The organism is Pseudoalteromonas sp. OOF1S-7, from assembly GCF_022347765.1.
In the GTDB taxonomy this organism is placed as follows: Bacteria; Pseudomonadota; Gammaproteobacteria; order Enterobacterales; family Alteromonadaceae; genus Pseudoalteromonas.
The window spans coordinates 42310-62663 of sequence record NZ_JAKRFZ010000024.1 but is presented as its reverse complement, the minus strand read 5'-3'; the positions used below and the strand labels follow the sequence as shown (position 1 = coordinate 62663).

Here is a 20354-nt window from a genome sequence, read left to right as displayed (position 1 = left end):
CCTCCTTTTTTGCCTTCTCTAATTTCTTAAAGGTGAGTTATGTTTGGTTTTTTTAAATCTAAGAAAACGCCAGAGCGCCAGCTCAATCATGCTCGTGATTTACGCGTGGGTGATATGCTGACCGTGATCGATTCATTTGCCTACCCGGACTGGTTGAAAGGCCAGACGCTAAAGGTTACTGCGGTACAAACCTATCAGTACCAGCGCAGTGCTGACTATGAGTTTGTGCTGGAGTCTGAGTCAGGTAAAGTCGTATTCTTACAGATTGAGCAGGATGATGGTGAGGAGTTTGCGAACTTTTCTGTGAAGATCCAGCGCGATGATGTGGATGCCATATTCACTCTTGATGAATTTGCCCGGATCTTCGATGAAGAGTCACTGACCCAGATCGAAACACAGGCAAAGCCGGCGGCATTCGAACGCTTTCTTGGGCAGAGCTATCAGCAAAGTGAAGCGCCTTATGTCGCCTATTATTATGAGCAGGATTACCGGGAGCGCACACTGCCAAGGTATCAGGATGAAAGCGGGGAAGTGTGCGAGGTGATTGAGCTGGTTTCGCCTGATGAAAAGCACAGTATCAATATTGAAGTCTGGGACGGCGGAGAGACGGAAGTGTCCCTGACGCTGACACGACCACTCAGTGATATTGTTGATCTGTTTCCCGGAGCCGACTCGTGACCGATAAACAAGCGAAATGGCAGCGTCAGGAGCGGGCGCTGCGGGCGACTCAAATGGCGTTTGACTTAACCACAGAGGTGCAGAAAAGCCTGAAAAAACAGGCCATCGATGAAGAGTTAACGCCGTCGGATATGATCCGAAAAATCCTCGATTTAGAAGTCAAATCGAAAAAAACCCGACAACGTTTGTCATTCAATCTTACAGACGAAGAAATTGCCCTGCTGGCGCAACGCTTTGGCGTAGACCCCAGCGACAAGCGCGCGGTTAAGCAGCAGGTCGCCAGCTTATTGATCAATCGCTACACTGACGCGCAAGGCACTTAGCCCAGGCGCGTCAGGGGGATTTCTCAGGCCGCACTGCGATTGCTGCGCCACAGGTATACGATCAGCGGTTTGATGGCAAAGTGAGACACAACTGACACCAGAGTAAACAACAGTACACCGACAAAAGGCATGGCGGGCCCCGACAGCAGACAGGCCCCGAGCACATAACCCAGGATGTACTCCATTCTGTGCAGGGGTACAAACAGGGCTGTGATTAACAATCCAAGTAACATGTATTTAGCCAGATCATGCCAGCCGAGGCTGAATACGATTGCCTGACACAGGCTGAACAGTAGCAGTATACAAAACCCCAATTGTACATTGTGCCAGATTTTAAGGCGCGCGGTTTCGTCTTGTGCATGCGCAGTTAGCCTTGCCTGAACATGCATACCAGTTACCAATACCAGTGCAGGCAAGATGAGTAACCCCCACCAGTTTGAAATGCCCGGTAGATCGGCACGCATTAATAAATGATGAGTGACGACTCCTCCGTTGAAGTGTTCCCAAATGAGCTGAGCAGTCTGAAGTAGCAGAACGGCGACGAGAAACACATTTCTCGTCTGACTGAGTGGTTGCGTAATCATACTTTGTTTACCTTATATTGATCGTTCTTGGTTACAGTGCAAAGTATGAAGCAATGGACATTCCATTTTTAAGTGATTGATTATATTTGTTTTGCTTGGGTGTCTATGGTGATTTATGCCAACTGTTGAGTATTTTGATTAAATGATGATGCGTTGGAAAGGTGCAGCAGGCACCCGTTTGTCTCGTGATAACCCGGGATATATTAGCCTATTGAACAGGCAGAATATGCGTGACTGAGCTAGAGTTACAGAGCCTGATATCGCGCCTTGTTTGTACCACAGATAGTACTCTGCGATACGGGCGGTAAACCTTACTGGAGTCAGCTGGTAGTAGGGACAGTTTATTATCCCAGGCCACCAGGCTGGCTCTATGTGTTATGCCATTGTGCGCATTTTTAATGTGTACCAGTTAACCACAGTAAACGAGCTGGCAGGGGGCGGTGTTTTTTAAGGAGCAACTCATGGCAGAACACCAATCACGCGCACGTTTTTTTCAGCAACATCCTAAAGCCAGGGCGCATGCCGCGCTGGATGATGCGACCAATCAGCAACTCAAAGTCACGCCGGGGCCGGTAACTCTGACTAAGAACAAGTATCAGGGTAAGAAAGCCGTGATCATTGGCGCCGGTGTGTCCGGTCTGACGACAGCCTATGAGTTATTGGCGCAACAGTCGGGCATGGAAGTGACGGTGCTCGAAGCACAAAACCGCACCGGGGGGCGTTGTTTGAGCCTGCGTACCGGTGACACCTTAATCGAAGATGTTGACAGCCAGCTATTTAACTCCAAGCCAGGCCAGCCTCAGGTGGTGCGTTTTGACCGGCCACAAGGTGACGCAGAACCCTATCTGAATGCTGGTCCAGGCCGCATTCCATCTAGCCATAAACGTCTGTTGTCATATCTGAAACAGTTCAGTGTGGATGTTGAAGTCTATGTGATGAACAGTGAATCGAACCTGGTACAGATGTCGGACAGCTTTTCTGGTTTACCATTGGTCTATCGGCGCCTTGACCACAATACCCGGGGCTGGCTTGCTCAGATGGTGTTTGAGAATGCCGAGCAGCTGATTAAAACCACGGAATGTGGTGTGACTGACCGGGATGTGCAGAGTCGCGCCGAGCAGCTTAAGGAGTTGATGATCAGCTTCGGTGAGCTGGTACCCAGCGGCCCCAACGTCGGCAAATACGTTGTGACAGCCGGGGAAGATGGATTGGAGAATGGCCGTTCCCGTGCTGGCTATACTGAACTGCCGGGTGTTGATGCTGGTACAATTGCAGAACCATTGAGCTTCGATAGCCTGCTGGCGTCGGAATTTTGGGATAAAACACGCTTTTACCAGCCTGTAGATTTCCTCTGGCAGGCGACCTTATTTCAGCCCGTAGGAGGCATGGATCAGGTACAGCATGCGTTTGCCCAGCATGTAGCGGAGCTGGGCGGGACTATCTTGCTCAACAGCCCGGTGAAGCGTATTGACTGGGATACATCCCGCCAGCAGTTCGCAATCTCTATAGCGAAACTGGGTACCGAGGACCTTGACGTTGTTTATGCTGATTATTGTTTTTGTAACCTGGCCATTCCTTTCTTAAAAGAGATCCTGTCAGAGACGCTTCAGGACCCGACCAGCCAGGTGGGCCTCAACAGCGATTTTAAATCAGCATTACAGGCCGTGTATCAGTCTCAGTTTGTCGATGATCATGGTGGCTATAAAGCCAAGTTCCTGGCCTGTACCACCAAGGTAGGCTGGCAGGCCGACCGCTACTTATGGCAGGGCAGTCAGGTCAAAGAAGTCCATGATGACTGTACAAATGTTGATATTTTGAGTGTGCCTGATTCGGAAATTGGCGTAGTGCCTATCTTTGGTGGTATCTCCTGGACAGACAACGATGTTACCCAAATTTGGTACCCCTCCACCGCCTACCATGACCAAAAAGGCGTACTCACCGGGGCCTATAACTTCTCTGAAATCGCTTATGAATGGGGCCGGTTGCCAGTCCAGGCGCGCCTGGACAAAGCGCGTGATGGCGCAAAGTTGTTCGGTCAGGCATTTGGTGAGGGTCTGGAGCATGGTTTGGCAATTGCCTGGCAGAATATGCCTTATATCAAAGGTGGCTGGGCGCAGTGGCATGTGGTAGGCGATCAGGCTGTGCATCACTTTAATATGCTGGCTCAGGGGAGCGCAGTGAAAGCGACGGATGGCAGCGAAACTCAGCCTAACTTCTTTATTGTGGGTGATCAGTTGTCCTCTTTGCCCGGCTGGCAGGAAGGGGCTATTGCAGCGGCACTCAATGCGCTAAACCGGATGGAACGCCCGGATCTGGCGATTCCGCACTTATCTTGTCTGCCAGATACGCGCCTGATTGTGGAAGGCGTTTAACCGCGATACCCGAGCGCATCTAGGTGCAGGCAATGATGTGAGCGGGTTTTGAACCTGAAGAAGTGGGACGGGCAGTTCCACTTCTTATTTGTGCTCTGATCAATCATAAAAATCTGATGGGCGGAACTATTCCTGACATTTGTTGCCACATAAACCCAAAAGGCTGCTATTTTTAAAAGAGCCTTTAATCCCTTATTTGAATACATCATTTTAGACGTTAGATCAGGCTCTTGCGTGCAGTTGATGTATTCAGTGCAGACACAATAATCAGTAAATCAAAAACGATATAGCGGTGATCACCTATGATAAGAAAGCACACCTTCCTGTTAGTTGTCGTCATGGCGACAGGTTTGTCTGCGTGCTCTGAGCCACAGACGTCAGTTGAGAAAGCGCCACAGTTGCGACCAGTCAGAACCATTGAGCTCAGCGTCAATAACTTCGGACCGCTGCAGGAGTTTCCGGCGGTGGTCGATGCGGCTAGCACCGCCGATCTGTCGTTTAAAGTTTCTGGTGAACTGGCCCACCTGAATGTGAAACAAGGTCAGGAAGTTAGCAAGGGGGATGTGATTGCAAAACTCGATGACACCGATTACAAGCTGGCGCTGGAAGAAGCACAAGCGGCATTTGAAAAAGCCGAAGCCGACTTTGAGCGAGGCAAGCAGCTGATTGTCACCGGCACCATCAGTCAGTCGGATTATGACTTGCTGAAGTCTCAGTTTGCCAGTGCCAAAACCAGACTGGCCAATGCCAGAAATAATCTGGACTACACTCAATTAAAGGCTTCGTTCTCGGGGATTGTTGCACGTACACACGTTGAACAATTTGAAGAAGTACAGGCTAAGCAGGTGGTGGCGACCTTACAGGACATAGAACACATTAACCTGAAAGTAAATGTGCCGGAAAGTATTATGATCCACGTCAGCAAAGACACGCCAAAACAGGTGTTTGCAGAATTTGCAGCGATTGAAGGCAAGCGCTTTGAGCTGACGTTTGTTGAGGTGAGCACCCAGGCTGATGAAGTGACAAAAACCTACGAGGTGACGCTGGGTATGTTGCCTCCTCCGGGCTATAACATTTTGCCAGGGATGACCGCCAAAGTGATGGCCAGTGCACCAAGTGAAACCCAGTCTCGCCTTTATTTGCCTCTGTCAACGGTGCTAAAAGACGATAAAGGCCACTATGTGTGGACGGTTACATCAATCGGTGACGGTAAAGGTAAAATAGCGAAAACGCCGGTACAAATAGGAGAAGTGTCTTCGCTCGGGTTCCCTGTGATCTCCGGGGTGACGGCTGGCACGCACGTGGTCACGGCAGGCATGAGCAAGGTGACTGAGCAACAGGTTGTGAAATTCCAGGGAGGTCGTGAGTGAACATCACCCGAATTGCATTAGAGAATAATCGCACCACCTGGGTTTTGATCTTTGCCTTACTGTTTTTCGGCATCGTGGCGTTTAACAAGATGCCCAAGGATTATGACCCGGGTTTTATCATCAGAACGGCACAGGTGGTGACTTACTTTCCCGGTGCGAGCCCGCAACGGGTCGAAGAGCTGGTCACGGACAAAATTGAAAAGGTCGTACAACAAATTCCGGAACTGGATTTTGTGAAAAGCACCTCGAAAACCGGGGTCTCAATCGTCAGTGTCAATATTAAAGAAAGCTACAAAGAAATGCGGCCCATCTGGGACAACCTGCGCCGTAAGATTGAAACCGTGGAAAGCGACCTGCCCAGCGATGCGCAAAAGCCCATAGTGAATGACGAGTTTGGCGATGTGTTTGGTGTTGTCATCGGGCTGACTGCCGAGGGCTATACCTACCGCGAAATGGAAGAAGTGGCCGAGCAGGTCAGAGATGAGTTACTCAGGTTGCCTGAAGCGGCCAAAGTGGAGATCTTTGGTGCCCAGGAGCAGCGTGTTTTTATTGAGTTTGAAAATGCCAAGCTAGCATCTCTGGGCATTTCACCGGGGCAACTTAAAGATCAGCTGGCCGCGCGCAATATTGTTAACCCGGGCGGCTCCATTTTTATTGAAGATGAAACACTGGCGCTGGAGCCAAGTGGTAATTTTGAATCGGTGGAAGACATTGCCGGCACTATCATTAATATTGCTGGGTCGGAGCAGGTGATCCTGCTCAGTGACATTGCCAGGGTGTACCGTGATTATGTTGATCCGGCCAAAGTAAAGGTGCGGGTTGCGGATGAGCGCGGTATGACGATCGCCATTTCTATGCGCCAGGGGGGCAATAACCTGTTACTGGGTGAACAGGTGCTCGATGCCATACATTATCTGGAGTCTGTGTATCCGATTGGTGTGGACTTTGAGTTACTGTCCTTTTTGCCCCGAGAGGTTGAGCAAAAGGTAGATGATTTTGTCTCTAACCTGGTTCAGGCGGTGCTGGTGGTGACCCTGGTGATGCTATTCAGCTTAGGGCTGCGAACCGGTTTGATTGTGGCCAGCCTGATCCCCATGAGTATGGTGTTTGGCATACTGGCGATGTCGTTTTTTGATATCAGCATAGATCAGATCTCTCTGGCCGCACTGATCATTGCACTGGGCATGCTGGTGGATAACGGCATTGTGATGTCGGAAAGTATTATGGTGCAGATGGAGCGCGGCAAGTCGGCGGTCGAGGCCGCGGTAGACTCGGCAGATGAGCTTAAAGTGCCCCTACTGGTGTCTTCGCTGACCACAGGCGCGGCGTTTTTGCCTATTTTCCTGGCAGAATCCGCCACCGGGGAATATACCGCCTCTTTGTTTAAGGTCGTGACCATTACCTTGTTGTGTTCCTGGTTACTGGCAATGACTATGATCCCTATGCTGTGTGTGCTGTTCACCCGGGTAAAATCCGAGGCTGCTAATTACGATGCGGGCGTGTATCTGGTTTATAAAAACATTCTGATGGGGCTTATCAAGCACCGCTGGATGACTCTCGCCGGATGTGTGTTGATGTTTGTCCTCGCATTGCAGGGCTTGCAGCTGGTGCCTAAGTTGTTTTTCCCACCCTCTGACAGGGATTACTTTAAAGTTGAGCTGGAGCTGCCAGTTGGCACGCGTCTGAGTGCCACCGAAGCCATGGTCAAGGATATGGAAGCCTTTTTACAGCGCGAGTTGAAGGTCAACGAGTCGCGTGATAAAGGCGTAACCAACTGGGTCACCTATGTGGGCAACGGAGGACCCAGATTCCTGCTGACGCATACCCCGGAGCCGACCAGTTCAAACTACGCACTGATGATAGTGTCGACCACCTCCTATCGTCATATCGATGAACTGATGGCAAAAATTGAGACCTATGCGCTGCAGCGGCATCCCGACTTACTGATTAAGCAACGAAAAATTGAAAATGGCTCACCGATCGACAACCCGGTTGAGGTGCGTTTATCTGGCAGTGATATTGATGTGCTGACTGGACTGGTCAATCAACTCAAAGCACAAATGCGCAACACGCCGGGGTTGAAGGCGGTGAGTGATGACTGGGGCTTGCCGATTAAGAAGCTGCAGATCAAAATTAACCAGACCCGCGCGCGCCGCGCCGGTGTATCCAGTAAAGACATTGCCAGCTCTTTGCAAACGGGGTTGAGTGGGCTGGAACTAACTCGGTATCGCGAGGGCGATGAGCTTATTCCGGTTACCCTGCGTTCGGTGGCCGCTGACAGACAGGATATTGGTAAGCTCGAAGCTATGGTGGTGTACTCACAGGCCTCGGGTAAGTCGGTGCCACTGAAGCAAGTGGCGGATATTGAAGTAGTGTGGGAAAACGCGCAGATCCTCAGGCGAGACCGTCTCAAATCCGTGACTGTGGGTGCTCAGCTGGATGGCATCACCGCCGATGAAGGCTTTTCTAAGCTCAAACCCTGGCTTGAGGAGCAACAGAAAAGCTGGCCGTTTGGTTACAGCTATGAACTGGGCGGCGAGGCTGAGTCTTCTGGCAAAGCCAATCAGTCTATCGCCGAGAAAATGCCCATTGCCATCTTCATTATTGTGATCCTGTTGGTTGGCCAATTTAATTCGTTACGTAAATCGGCCATTGTCCTGACCACTGTGCCGCTGGGTTTTATCGGGGTGGTTGCCGGGTTGCTGGTCGGGCAGTCATTTTTTGGCTTTATGACTTTACTGGGGATCATCTCACTGGCGGGCATCGTGATTAACAACGCCATTGTGTTACTGGAGCGGATCAAATATGAACTGGAGCAGGGAGAAGATGCGGTACTGGCCATTATCCAGGCCGCCCAGCAACGCATGCGGCCTATTTTGCTTACTACCGCAACCACGGTTCTGGGACTGGTGCCGCTCTATCTGGGTGGGGGAGAGATGTGGGAGCCCATGGCGCTGGCCATTATGGGCGGCTTGTTGTTTTCAACTATACTGACATTAGGCGTTGTGCCCGTCTTATATGCGTTGCTGTATCGCATTTCGGTTAAGTCGTAACACGGATGAAGGATACCAGTCCGCCAAAATCAGTGGATTGGTATCAAATTGTCGTTAAATGTTACCTTTCATTGCGCGTTCAGCAAAAAATGCACAGTATTTAAGGGTCGATATCTAACATCGATCACAGATGGGTTGGCAATCGTGAGGAGAACACCATGAAACTTTTACATGCAATAGCGTTGCTTTGCCTGAGTCCATTGGCTGCGCAGGCCGGCGAAGCCAATGTCACCTGGCGCGACTTTAATGATTATCGCGATGTGGTGCCGGCCAATGAAAGCAAAGCGGGTTACCACAAACGGGTGGCCTCGCAGCTTGAAAAGCACCTGAGCAAGTTGATGACACAGACACCCGAGGGTTATCAGCTGAATATCACTTTTGAAGATATAGACCTGGCGGGTGATGTGCGCTTTAACATGCACGACATCCGGGTTGTTAAACCCATTTTCTTCCCGCGTCTGAAAATCAGCTACACGCTCACCGACAACAATGGTGCGGTTGTGGCGCAGGCGCAGGAGAAGGTGCTCAAAGATCTGTCGTTTATGGACCGAGTGAGAACCGGGCGAGACAGTGAGTTCTACTATGATAAACGGCTGTTAAGCACTTGGTACAAAGAAGAAATTGCTGACAAAGTGAAAGGGTAATTGCGGCATCGCCGGGTTGGCTCACCCGGCCAGTGGTTTTGCTGCGCTTTACTTAAATGTGGCGAGTAACTGGATAAGCTGCTGGAGCTTAAAAACCGCTTTTTTAAGTTGTGCTTCGTCTAGTTGTTCAGTCTGGCTGAGTGCTTCGACATCCGCCGCGACGTCCAGCACATAAGGCTTAAAACGCTTAGCAGCAAAATCAAACCCGGCGTCTTCAGCAAACAATGCCTGGAATTTTCCGTGACCTTGCTGCTGCAGTTCGTCTAATTTTTTATCGGCATCAAGTGCTTGACGGTAAACAAGTTTTAGATTTTCATTCAGCTTTTCGATAACGGCTTGCATATTTTTCCTAAAGACTTACGGGAACTGGCCGATATTGTACTTGGATCCATCAATCTTGTCAGGTATAAGCTTATGAATATATCCGGAAGTAACCTACCTGCTATGTCTGGGACAGGGCAAAGCGGCGAAGTAATGAGCGCGCAGCTAGCCAAAAAACAGCAAAAAGCAGATGGACAAGCCGCCCTGGCCCTAATTGAGTCTGCTGGTAATTCAGCTCCAGCAAAGTCAACCACGGCCACTATGGGCAATAATATCAACGTCTACGTGTAGGCATTGATATGCTGTGCCTAACCTGAATTCGCAAGCCCTGGCTTGTGTGTGGTATCAGGTCGGGCTCAGTCCCAAATCAATCGGCGTCTTACTTGGTTGGCCGCCGATTTCTCTGACCAGCTTAGGCACCAAAAAGCCGGGCAAGGTATCCAGTAGTCCATGCATCAGTGTAATAGCCTCTTGTTCTGCAACGTCAAAATGGCTCGCTCCCTCTACTTTATCTAGCAAGTGCAGGTAGTAAGGCAGTACATCAGCGTCAAACAGCGCTTCGCTTAGCGCCTGTTGAGCCGCCAGGCTATCATTAATCCCTTTGAGCAATACCGCCTGATTTAACAGCATCACGCCCGCACGTTTGAGCTTTTGCATTGCCGCTGTAAAGTGTGTATCGATTTCATTGGCATGATTAATGTGATTTACCAGAACCGGTTTTAACCGGCTTCTGCTGAGCGTCTCGCATAAGCCGTCGGTGATTCGTGCCGGGATCACCACAGGTAAGCGTGTGTGCACTCTAAGGCGTCTGAGATGTGGAATGGCTTCCAGGTGTTCAAGCAGCCAGGCCAGCATATCATCTTTGGCCATCAGAGGATCGCCGCCACTCAAAATGACCTCATTGATCTCAGGATGTGCGCTCAGATAGTCGAATACGGTCTGTAAAGAACGTTTATTGAGCTGGTTGTCCTGATAAGGAAAATGACGACGAAAACAATAACGACAGTTCACGGCGCAGCCGGTTTTGAGCATCAACAACACGCGGGAGCGGTACTTGTGCAGCAGTCCGGGCAGCGCTGCCTGCTGTTCGTCGAGGGGATCTTTGTGAAAACCGGCTTTGGCTAAGAATTCCTGATGCTGAGGCAGCACCTGAAGCAGCAAGGGATCCCGGGCATCTCCATAACGCATTTTTGCGATAAAGGGACGTGGAACTCTGAGCGGAAACAATCGCTTAGCGGCCAGGTCTTGCTCACTGAAGTGGCCCTCCAGGCCCACCAGTTTAAGCAGCTCGTCTGCACTGGTGACCACATTCGCCAATTCTTTTTGCCAGTTAGTATGCAAATTTACTTCATTTATTTGTATCATTAGCGGGTTTATTACTCGAAATACAAAGATTAGAGGATACGATGGCGAATTATAGCACCAACGAATTCAAGGGCGGCCTAAAAATTATGATCGATGGAGAGCCTTGCTCCATCCTGGAAAATGAAGTGGTCAAGCCCGGTAAGGGCCAGGCGTTTAACCGTGTTAAGATCCGTAAGCTGATCTCAGGTAAAGTTTTAGAGAAAACTTTTAAGTCTGGTGAATCGGTTGAAGGTGCAGACGTCATGGACACCGATCTGGCTTACCTGTACACAGATGGTGAGTTCTGGCACTTTATGAACAACGAAACCTTCGAGCAAATCGCGGCAGATGAAAAAGCACTGGGCGATAGCGTGAAGTGGTTGGTTGAAAACGATGTGTGTACCATCACATTGTGGAACGGCAGTCCAATTGCTGTGACGCCGCCTAACTTCGTTGAGCTGGAGATCACTGAAACAGATCCAGGCCTGAAAGGCGATACAGCAGGCACCGGAGGTAAACCTGCGACGCTGAGCACGGGCGCTGTGGTACGTGTTCCTTTGTTCGTACAAATCGGTGAAGTGATCAAAGTAGATACGCGCAGCGGCGAATACGTGAGTCGTGTTAAGTAAGCCTGTACGCTTTGTTGCTATCTCGCTTGTGATTAAGTGAGTCTGCATCGACAAGTCACCTGTAAATCCCGGTCCCGACCGGGATTTTTTTGTCCGGAGTTATTATGAGTCATTCAGCATCTGGTGGAACGTCTGATATTGTTTGGGCACCGAGTGCCAGTATCGAGACCCTGCGTCAGCGTGCCGCTATCCTCGCTAAAATTCGTGCCTTTTTTGCCGCACGAGAAGTCCTTGAAGTCGAAACCCCGAGTCTGGCACAAGCCTCAGTGACGGACGTTCATCTTGCCACCTTCTCAACCACATTTGTCGGACCGGGTCATGCCAGCGGTACGCCATTGTATCTGCAAACCTCACCGGAATTTGCCATGAAGCGGCTGCTGGCTGCCGGCAGTGGCGCGATTTACCAGATTGGTAAGGCGTTTCGCAATGAAGAATCAGGCCGACATCATAACCCCGAATTCACCATGCTGGAGTGGTATCGACCCGGGTTTGATGAATTTGCGCTGATGGCGGAAGTGAACGACTTAATGCAGGCAATCCTGGGCTGCCCTGAAGCCGATTCACTGAGTTATCAGCAGGCCTTTATCACGCACCTGGGCTTGGATCCGCTGAGCGCTTCTATGGATGAATTAAGACAGCTGGCATCGCTGCGCGGCCACGGCCATATTGCAGAGCAGGAACAACACCGCGATACGCTACTGCAATTGTTGTTCTGTATGGAAATTGAGCCTCTGATTGGTCAGCAGGCACCGTGCTTTGTTTATCATTTTCCGGCCTCCCAGGCTGCGCTGGCACAGCTCAACGCCGCGGATCCCAGAGTGGCAGGACGGTTTGAACTCTATTACCGAGGTATGGAGCTGGCCAATGGTTTCAATGAGTTAACAGATGAGGTTGAGCAGAGCGCGCGTTTTGATGAAGATAACGCGTTGCGTGCAGCAATGGGTCTGGCACCTGTGGCAAAAGACCCACGCTTTCTGGCGGCGCTGGCGCAAGGACTACCTGCGTGTGCCGGGGTGGCGCTGGGCGTCGATCGCCTGGTCATGCTGGCAACTGGTAAAACCCAGCTCAAAGAGGTGATTGCATTTGATGTTGACAGAGCATAGGCCAGACTAAGCTGGAGGGGCCTTTGCAGGCCCTATACAAAACGCTTGAGTTCTTGCTGTGTTCTGGTGGAGCGCTGCTGTGCATCCTGACAGTCCGCCAGAGCGGTATCGATCTGTGCTTTGGCGGATTGTCCCAGCTCAACAATACGTTGTACTGACTCGTGCGTGTGTTGCTGAGTGGATTCGAGCTGATGGACGGCACTGACAATCTCTTCCAGTTGCGACTGATTACGTTCAAAGTCTTCAGACATATCAGCAAAACCCTGTGATGTGGTGCGAATGGCCTGCTCGGCAGAGCTGGAGTGGTCTATCAGCTGCTCTGACTCCTGATGGGTTTCACCGACCAGCACATCCATCTGATTAATAAAGTCACTGATCTGCCGGGTGGCGTCATTCACCTTGACCGACAGATTGCGAACTTCATCTGCGACCACGGCAAAGCCACGCCCCGCTTCCCCAGCTCGCGCCGCCTCGATGGCAGCATTGAGTGCCAGCAGGTTGGTTTGATCGGAAAACTCTTCAACCATTTTCAATATACTGCGGATGTTCTCACTGTTTTCTTTGAGTCCGGCCACGGTGGATGAAAAGCTGCCCAGCAGATGGGTAATTTGCTGCACCTCTTTGACCAGGGTTGCCAGTGACTGTGATGAGCCTCGAACAAAATGCAGGCTTTCCGTATTGGCCTGATAAACCTGATCGGTGTTGTGTACTATGCTTTGCAAGCTGTGTGTGACCTGATCGCTGGCGGCGATAATGGTATCGCCCTGATCGATTTGTTGGCCGCCCAGTAGAGCCGTTTGCTTCATTGAGTCGGTTACCTGTTGGTTGCTGCGGTTAGCCGCTTCGGCGCTTTGGTAGGTAGCAGCCAGTAGTTCGCTGAGGTGCTGAGTAAAGGTGTTGTATTGCTCGCTGAGGTCGCGAAACTCATCATAGGTGAACTGCGGCAGCCTGGCATCGAGGTCGCCGTCCTGACGGTTAATTTGCTCCAGTGTGTCTCGCATGGCCTGCACAGGGCGCACGATCAGGTAGCGCATATAAAAGAAGGTGAAGATAAAGGCACCCACCGACACCAGTGCCAACAACCAGAACACGCTGGTAGTGCCACTTTGTTCGGCCAGCTCACTGTGTAGCCACAGTAAAGTAATGATTTGGAAAACTAACAAAAACCCCAGATTACCAAAAATCTTGCGAGTCAGGGTGAAGAACAAAGATTCTTCGATCAAATTATAGATGCGCATGTACAAACTCATATTAGGCTCTTCACTGTGCCGTTTAGCATACAGTATAGAGTAAACCCGGCAGGTGCAACTGTTTACAGGTTAAGCAATTTATTTTGGTCAGCGGCATAATCCGGTGAGCTACTTGCTTCCCTGCTTAGCCGCAGACGTCTGGTTTAGCTGTTGTTGCACCACCATTTTGGCGTAACAGGGGTAATTACTGAATATGCCGTCTACCCCATAATCTAACATTAATTCAATGTCTTTAGCCTTATCGACGGTATAAGCCAGAACTTTAAGGCCGCGCTGCTTGGCATCCTGAACAAATTCGTGGTTAATGAAGTTCTTGTCCATATGAATACTCTCGGCGTGGAGCTGTTGGGCAAACTGGGCAAAAGTGAGCGGAATTGAGGCTGTGAGCGCACCGATCCTTACCCAGGGGAGTTTTTGTTTGAGCCACAACAGCTGGTGGTGATCAAAAGAAGACAGTAACAGCTGATGTCTGGCAATTGTGCCACGCTGCACATTCTCTTCTATGGTTGCAACAAACTTGTCCAGGCTGAAGGTATGCTTGAGCTCCAGATTAATCGTCGTTTGCTGACCTATGGTATCCAGTACCTGTTGCAGTGTAGGCACAGACTCGTTATTGCTGAGCTTAAGCTGGGTCAGTGCCGCACGAGAGGTTTCATTAACTTTACCCCGGCCGTTGGTGGTTCGGTCCAGCCAGGTATCATGGATAATGGCGTAATCATCCAGGCAACTTTGCACATCGAGTTCTATGCCATCGACGCCCACTTCCAGTGCCGCTTTAATGGCGCTGAGCGAGTTTTCCGGATAGTTTCCACTGGCACCTCGGTGTGCATAAACCTGGATCATAGCTTGTTCCTTGTGATCGACCACGTTTCATAGCAGGCAGCACTGACAACCAGGACGCCCCCTGCCAGGGTGGTTAGAGTGATGGTTTCTGCCAACAGCATATAAGCCAATACAGTTGCGTACAAGGGCTGCAAGCAAGAAATCAGCCCTGCGGTGGTGGCTGATAAGTAACGTAAACTGGACGCAAATAAGGCATGCGGGATGGCGGTAAATACACAGCCAGCCAGGACAATCAGCATGAGGTTTTCTGCGCTTAACTCTGTTGGTGGCACCTCTACAAAGGCGCAGAGCATCAGGCTGGCTACCAGAGTTTGATAAAACATAGTGTGTGGCCCGCCATAGCTGGAAAACAACTTCTTTTGCAGCAAGTTTCTCAGCGCAAATAAAGCGCCTGAAATCACCCCGGTCATTATTCCCAGCGTAATTTGATTGCCAGGATCGCTGGTGGGCACCAGTAAATAAATACCGAACATGACGACGAGCGCTGTAAAGACATCTTTGCGCTTGAGCTTACTGTGGAAAAAGAGCGGCTCCAGTAGCACAGTGATCACCGGGTAAGTAAAAAAGGCGATTACGCCCACGGCAATGCCGGCCATTTGCATGGCGGCAAAGTAGGTCACCCAGTGCAGTCCAACGCAGACACCCAGTATGAACACCACGCCATAGTCTTTGCGGGCGTTGAGTTTGAATACACTGCCTTTGAATTTCAAAATGCAGGTTAAGGTAACAAATGCGATGGCAGTACGATAGACCGTGATATCGAGTGCAGACAGGGAAATGAGTTTGGAGAATAACGCCGTACCGCCAAATAGCAGCACAGCCAGATGTAAATTAACGAGAGAGGATTGTTCCGGGCGCATGGCGAACTCGGCTTGTTTTTCATTAGCTTATCACGGTAACTGAGGGTTGCTAAAGTATTATGATAGGCACTTTGCGATCATGAGATATCCATCCATTCGGATAAGCTGGCATGATCTGGTGAGGTAATTTCAAGACAAAAGTATGAAGTGTAATCCCGTGTAATGTCGGATGGATTAGATTTTGCTTCCAGGTAGCACAAAATTAATACTATACTAGTAGTTCTTTTTGACGATGTTTGATGCGGTATGGGCGATCCGAAACAACTTTTACAGATCCTGGCTTTGACGTCGTGCGTGTGCGCGCTGTTTATGCTGGTCAACTGGTTTATCCATCGCCGTCTGCTCGGGACCCGGTTATGGGCTGGTTTTTCTGTCTGTACTGCGTTTGGCTGTATTTTCATTGCCTCTTTTTCACTGTCTGTGACCTGGACCATTTTTATTTCAAATAGTCTGATCTTTATTGGCCTGTATTGTTTAAGCCGCGGTAGTGAGGAATTTTTTTCGGTACCAAGACTTATCTGGCCCTGGGTGTTACTGGCGGGCGTATTTTTCCCCGGCTACATATATTACACCTACATTGACGCTAACTTTATCGCCAGAGTGATTTTAAACTATCTGGGCTGGGCACTGGGTATGCTCTTATGTCTGCGCGCTTTATGGCTTGGCCAGCGACGCCAGTGGCAGAGCTTTTCGCCCGCACACTGGACGTTTTCCCTGGCCTGTGTTTGCCTGTTTATCGTGTTTACCGTACGCCTGCTGATGCTGCATCATTACACTCAGCACGACAGCCTGACCACCAACAACTGGGTTAATCAGTTTTTCTCCGTTTCTGTCATTGTGATGCCCTTGATTTTGTGTTTCTCTTTGTGCTTACTGTGTAGCGGGCGACGGGAAAAAGAGCTCCATGAGTTGCGTCATCGTGCTGAACTCGCCGCACAACACAAAGAGCGCTCGCTGACCCTGCTTAGCCATGAACTCAGAACCCCTTTGAACGCCATTGTTGGTCATGCAGAGTTACTCAAACGGGCCCCGAGAGAGCCACAGCAGCATGGGCAGTTTTGTGATGTAATAATCGCCACAGCCATGTCGATGTCGGATCTGGCCAATCAGATCTTGTTACAAGCACGTGGCGCTGTGCCTAATACCATAGTTGAACCGGTTAACCTCGCCACCCATCTTAAAGAGCAAATCACCTTCTTCAGACCCCTTGCTGAGAAAAAGCACCTACAACTGTCGCTGACAATGCAAGGCATTGATACCAATCTGCAGGTCATGATTGACAAAGACCCCTTTACGCTGGTGATTAAAAATCTGTTATCCAATGCGATTAAATACACGGAGCGCGGTGAAGTGGAGTTGATCGTCTATGGTTATGCACTGAACCCCAGCCGTCATCAACTGCGAATTGCCGTCAAAGATACCGGTATTGGCTTAAGCCGTATTCAGCAGCAAAAGGTCTTTGAGCCCTTTGTCACATTTGGTTCGCCACGCGCCATCGCAGATAGCGCCGGGGTGGGTCTGGCCTTGTGTAAACAATTGCTGGAAAACATGGGAGTTGACCTGGAAGTCGAAAGTGTCCCGGATCAGGGCAGCGAGTTTTTCTTTGAGATCCAGGTCAACTCGCAGCAGGGCGAGCAGTCAGAGGCGCTCGACAGCAGGCCAACGACGCTGGGTGATATGTCTGTCCTGGTGATTGAAGATAGCCACCTTAACCGTGAGGTTGTGCGCGGATATCTCGATACCCTGGGGCTTGATTATCAGATGGTTGAAACGCTGGCAGCAGCGGAGCAGCATTTAACCCAAAGTCACTTTGATGTGGTTTTGCTGGACATGCACTTACCGGACGGCCACGGCCTGGAGTGGTATCAGTCGCGCTTTGCCAAGCTTGGACTGGCCCACCCTCCGGTAGTGATGGCCCTGACTGGCGATGTAGACCAGCAAGCGCGTCAGGCTTATCAGCAGGCGGGAATTTACACCTGTCTGGAAAAGCCGTTACGCATCACCATACTAAGACAGGCGCTAGAAGATATTGTGCAGCAGAACAACAGTGGTCTGGCGGCAACTGAAGCGGCTTATGTGGATCTGGCCTTTGTCGAACGCCAGTTGCGTGGATCATCTGAACGTTCCGAATTTTCCTCGCGGTTGATGTATCTCAGTGACCGACTGGATTATGAATTTGCCCAGTTGCGTGGGTTGGCTGACATTCAGGCAGACGAATCGCTGCGTGAAAAGCTGCTGCAACTGGAGCACGAAGTCGAGCAGTTGGGGTTATATGCATTGCGCCAGGCATTGCATCAGACCCGGCGGCGTGCGGCGCAGGAGCGCGATATCGACTGGTCTGCTTTACATCAGTTTGCCAAGCAAAGTGCCTCTGCACTGCAGTCCTGTCATCAGCGGATGCATGCCTGAGTGTTTTAAAAAGCGCAAGGTTAGGTGGGCCATTGACAGGATTTGAGTTAGAATAGTCGTATAACTTCTCTACATACTCAGTGAATGTCTAAACAGGATCCCTATCTCAGCCGAGAGCAAGAAAAATACGACAACCCGGTGCCCAGCCGCGAGTTTATTCTTGACCATATACAGAAAAGCAATAATAAAAACAATTTCAATCAGTTATGCCAGGACCTTAAAGTCTTTGAAGACGAAAGGCAGATTGCCTTTAAGCGCCGTCTCAGAGCGATGGAACGCGATGGTCAGTTATTTTTCAACAAGTTTAAATGCTACGTGATCCCAACCGACGATGGCCTGGTAAAGGGTCGGGTGATCGGGCACCGTGATGGCTTTGGCTTTCTGGAAGTAGAAGGGGAAGCCAAAGACTGGTTCATCACTAAGTACCAAATGGACAGAGTATTACACGGCGACTGGGTGCTGGCGAAAGCCGGCTCACGTGGCTCTGGTGGCAAAGTCGACGCGCGCATTGTGCGGGTGCTTGAAAAAGAACGTGCTCCGCTGGTCGGTCGGTTTTTTATTGACCATGGTATGGCGGTCGTGGTGCCGGAAGATCCACGCCTCACTCAGGATATTATCATCTTACCTGGCAGCGAAAATGGTGCTCGTCACAATCAGATGGTGCAGGTGGAAATCACCCAAAGCCCCAGTGAGCAAATGAATGCAGTGGGCAAAGTCACCGAAGTACTGGGCGATCATATGGCGCCGGGCATGGAAATTGAAGTGGCGTTGCGCAACCATGAAATCCCTTATGAATGGCCACAGGCTGTGCTGGATCAGGTCTCTGAACACGGCGAATTCGTCGCCGAACCGGATAAGCAGGGGCGGGTTGATTTACGCGCGCTGCCTTTGCTTACCATAGATGGGGAAGACGCCCGGGACTTTGATGATGCGGTTTACTGTGAGCGCAAAAAGTCGGGTGGCTGGCGTTTATGGGTCGCCATTGCGGATGTCTCTCATTATGTGCCAAAAGGCAGCGCGCTGGATAAAGAAGCCATCTCGCGGGGGAACTCTGTGTACTTCCCTGAGCAGGTTGTCCCTATGCTGCCTAAAGTCTTGTCTAATGGTTTGTGCTCGTTGAACCCTCAGGTGGATCGCTTGTGTATGGTGGCCGAAATGACGGTGTCCGAAGCTGGCCGTTTATCGGGCTATCGCTTTTACGAAGCGGTGATGAACTCACATGCCCGACTGACTTATACTAAGGTCCACGCCATGTTGCAGGGCGATGAAGTATTACGTGAGCAATATCAAGATCTGTACCCGCATATTAGTGAATTACATCAGATGTATATGGCGCTGAAGTCAGAGCGTCAGGCCCGCGGAGCGATTGAATTTGAAACCTTAGAAACCCGTTTTGTTTTCAATGCGCATCGTAAGATCGAGTCCATTGTGCCTGTGGTCCGTAACGACGCGCACAAATTGATCGAAGAATGTATGATCCTGGCCAACGTTTCGGCAGCACGCTTGTTGGAAAAACATGAAGCCAGTGCCTTGTACCGGGTACATGACCAGCCTGATCCGGAAAAGCTCAGTCAGTTTAGGTTATTCCTGCAAGATTTAGGGATCGAAAGTACCCTGGGCCACGAACCCACACCGCTGGAGATCACTGAGGCGCTGAGTGGTTTGGGCGAACGCCCCGAGCTGGAACTGATCCAGACTATGCTGCTGCGCTCGATGAAGCAGGCAGTCTATCAGAGCGACAATATTGGTCATTACGGACTGGCCTTAAAAGCCTATGCGCACTTTACGTCACCTATTCGACGTTATCCGGATCTGGTGGTGCATCGCGCTATTAAGGGGATCCTGGCCGAGCAGGGGCAACAGGTATCGGGTGCTTATGTCTATGAAAGTGACGAAGCCGATCAGCTCGGTGAGCAGTGCTCTATGACTGAACGCCGTGCCGATGATGCCACGCGTGAAGTAGCAGACTGGCTCAAGTGTGAATTTATGCAAGATCACGTGGGCGATGAATTTACCGGAGTGATCTCATCGGTCACGAACTTCGGTTTGTTTGTCAGGCTCGATGAGCTGCAAATTGATGGCATGATCCATGTCAGCAACCTGGGCCACGAATATTTCCACTTTGATGGTGCCAAACATTGCCTGGTAGGCGAGCACAGCCGCAGCGTGTTCAGACTGGGTGATAAACTGAGCGTAGTGGTAAACTCCGTGAGTCTGGATGAGCGGCGTATTAATCTGGCGCTGGCGGAAGAAGCCGTACCGGACCGCTATGCCAGACGACGTCGCAAAACGGCGCCAGGCAGTACAGCCAGCAGTGTCCGTGCACAACTGAAAGACGGCAAGATCCCGGGCAAAGATAGCAAAGCCGATACAGACGTGAAATCGGCTAGCGGCGAAGGCAAAAAGCCGAAAAAGGGTAAAAAGACCACACCCAAAGGCACGGCCAAAAAAGCCAAGCTAGCTGAGAAGTCGACCGGCAAGAAAAAGTCCAAGAAAAGTGCAAAGAAAGCCAAGGCAAAACGGCCTGGTAAAAACGCGCGTAAAAGAAACAAACCTAGTGCGGGAGCTTAA

Annotated in this window: 17 protein-coding genes; 11 read left to right on the top strand and 6 right to left on the bottom strand. The window is 50.5% G+C overall.

The annotated features are described in order from the left end of the window. Positions 1 to 39 precede the first annotated feature (39 nt). Together MHN33_RS22270 and MHN33_RS22265 are read left to right on the top strand one after the other, a co-directional pair. Positions 40 to 678, top strand: a complete 639-nt coding sequence (locus tag MHN33_RS22270) for a DUF4178 domain-containing protein (protein WP_239401490.1) — start codon at positions 40 to 42, stop codon at positions 676 to 678. Continuing rightward, the gene (locus tag MHN33_RS22265) at positions 675 to 1001 is read left to right on the top strand and encodes a hypothetical protein (protein WP_239401488.1); all 327 of its coding nucleotides are present in this window, start codon (positions 675 to 677) and stop codon (positions 999 to 1001) included. The genes MHN33_RS22270 and MHN33_RS22265 overlap by 4 nt, the downstream gene beginning before the upstream one ends. A 23-nt stretch (positions 1002 to 1024) precedes the next feature. Here the strand turns inward: MHN33_RS22265 and MHN33_RS22260 are convergent, their stop codons facing one another. Further along, positions 1025 to 1585, bottom strand: a complete 561-nt coding sequence (locus MHN33_RS22260) for a hypothetical protein (RefSeq protein WP_239401486.1) — start codon at positions 1583 to 1585, stop codon at positions 1025 to 1027. A gap of 461 nt (positions 1586 to 2046) precedes the next feature. Between MHN33_RS22260 and MHN33_RS22255 the strand changes: the two genes are divergently transcribed. The 4 genes from MHN33_RS22255 to MHN33_RS22240 all read left to right on the top strand — a co-directional run bounded on the left by MHN33_RS22255 (position 2047) and on the right by MHN33_RS22240 (position 9024). After that, positions 2047 to 3957, top strand: coding sequence for an FAD-dependent oxidoreductase (locus MHN33_RS22255; protein ID WP_239401484.1), 1911 nt, complete (start codon positions 2047 to 2049; stop codon positions 3955 to 3957). A 302-nt stretch (positions 3958 to 4259) separates the two neighbouring features. Then, positions 4260 to 5327, top strand: coding sequence for an efflux RND transporter periplasmic adaptor subunit (locus tag MHN33_RS22250; protein WP_239401482.1), 1068 nt, complete (start codon positions 4260 to 4262; stop codon positions 5325 to 5327). After that, positions 5324 to 8380: an efflux RND transporter permease subunit gene (locus tag MHN33_RS22245; RefSeq protein ID WP_239401480.1), complete on the top strand. Its 3057-nt coding sequence runs from the start codon at positions 5324 to 5326 to the stop codon at positions 8378 to 8380. Before MHN33_RS22250 ends, MHN33_RS22245 begins: the two co-directional genes overlap by 4 nt. Positions 8381 to 8538: 158 nt before the next feature. Beyond that, a complete protein-coding gene (locus tag MHN33_RS22240) occupies positions 8539 to 9024 on the top strand; it encodes a DUF3016 domain-containing protein (protein ID WP_239401478.1) in 486 nt (161 codons plus the stop codon). 48 nt (positions 9025 to 9072) lie between these two features. On the opposite strand, the gene MHN33_RS22235 is transcribed toward MHN33_RS22240, so the two are convergent. Next, positions 9073 to 9366, bottom strand: coding sequence for a prephenate dehydrogenase (locus MHN33_RS22235; RefSeq protein WP_239401476.1), 294 nt, complete (start codon positions 9364 to 9366; stop codon positions 9073 to 9075). Positions 9367 to 9438: 72 nt separating this feature from the next. Here MHN33_RS22235 and MHN33_RS22230 point away from each other — a divergent pair, with 72 nt between their 5' ends. Beyond that, on the top strand, positions 9439 to 9636 hold the full coding sequence (locus tag MHN33_RS22230; RefSeq protein WP_040644570.1) for a hypothetical protein: 198 nt from the start codon (positions 9439 to 9441) through the stop codon (positions 9634 to 9636). 54 nt (positions 9637 to 9690) lie between these two features. Here MHN33_RS22230 and epmB read toward each other — a convergent pair whose 3' ends face one another. Beyond that, entirely contained in the window at positions 9691 to 10710 is a 1020-nt protein-coding gene (epmB, locus tag MHN33_RS22225) for an EF-P beta-lysylation protein EpmB (RefSeq protein ID WP_239401474.1), read from the bottom strand. Positions 10711 to 10751: 41 nt separating this feature from the next. Here epmB and efp point away from each other — a divergent pair, with 41 nt between their 5' ends. Next, positions 10752 to 11318, top strand: coding sequence for an elongation factor P (gene efp, locus MHN33_RS22220; RefSeq protein ID WP_046004845.1), 567 nt, complete (start codon positions 10752 to 10754; stop codon positions 11316 to 11318). Positions 11319 to 11422: 104 nt separating this feature from the next. Continuing rightward, positions 11423 to 12421, top strand: a complete 999-nt coding sequence (gene epmA, locus MHN33_RS22215; protein ID WP_239401472.1) for an elongation factor P--(R)-beta-lysine ligase — start codon at positions 11423 to 11425, stop codon at positions 12419 to 12421. A 32-nt stretch (positions 12422 to 12453) separates the two neighbouring features. Here epmA and MHN33_RS22210 read toward each other — a convergent pair whose 3' ends face one another. From MHN33_RS22210 to MHN33_RS22200, 3 genes are all read right to left on the bottom strand, one after another. Then, positions 12454 to 13671, bottom strand: coding sequence for a methyl-accepting chemotaxis protein (locus MHN33_RS22210; RefSeq protein ID WP_239401470.1), 1218 nt, complete (start codon positions 13669 to 13671; stop codon positions 12454 to 12456). A gap of 108 nt (positions 13672 to 13779) precedes the next feature. After that, a complete protein-coding gene (locus MHN33_RS22205) occupies positions 13780 to 14514 on the bottom strand; it encodes a glycerophosphodiester phosphodiesterase family protein (protein ID WP_239401468.1) in 735 nt (244 codons plus the stop codon). Continuing rightward, complete coding sequence (locus MHN33_RS22200) at positions 14511 to 15374, bottom strand: DMT family transporter (RefSeq protein WP_239401466.1); 864 nt, start codon at positions 15372 to 15374, stop codon at positions 14511 to 14513. Before MHN33_RS22200 ends, MHN33_RS22205 begins: the two co-directional genes overlap by 4 nt. A gap of 246 nt (positions 15375 to 15620) precedes the next feature. Between MHN33_RS22200 and MHN33_RS22195 the strand changes: the two genes are divergently transcribed. Both MHN33_RS22195 and rnr read left to right on the top strand, forming a co-directional pair. Continuing rightward, positions 15621 to 17783: an ATP-binding protein gene (locus tag MHN33_RS22195; RefSeq protein WP_239401464.1), complete on the top strand. Its 2163-nt coding sequence runs from the start codon at positions 15621 to 15623 to the stop codon at positions 17781 to 17783. An 84-nt stretch (positions 17784 to 17867) separates the two neighbouring features. After that, on the top strand, positions 17868 to 20354 hold the full coding sequence (gene rnr / locus MHN33_RS22190; RefSeq protein WP_239401462.1) for a ribonuclease R: 2487 nt from the start codon (positions 17868 to 17870) through the stop codon (positions 20352 to 20354).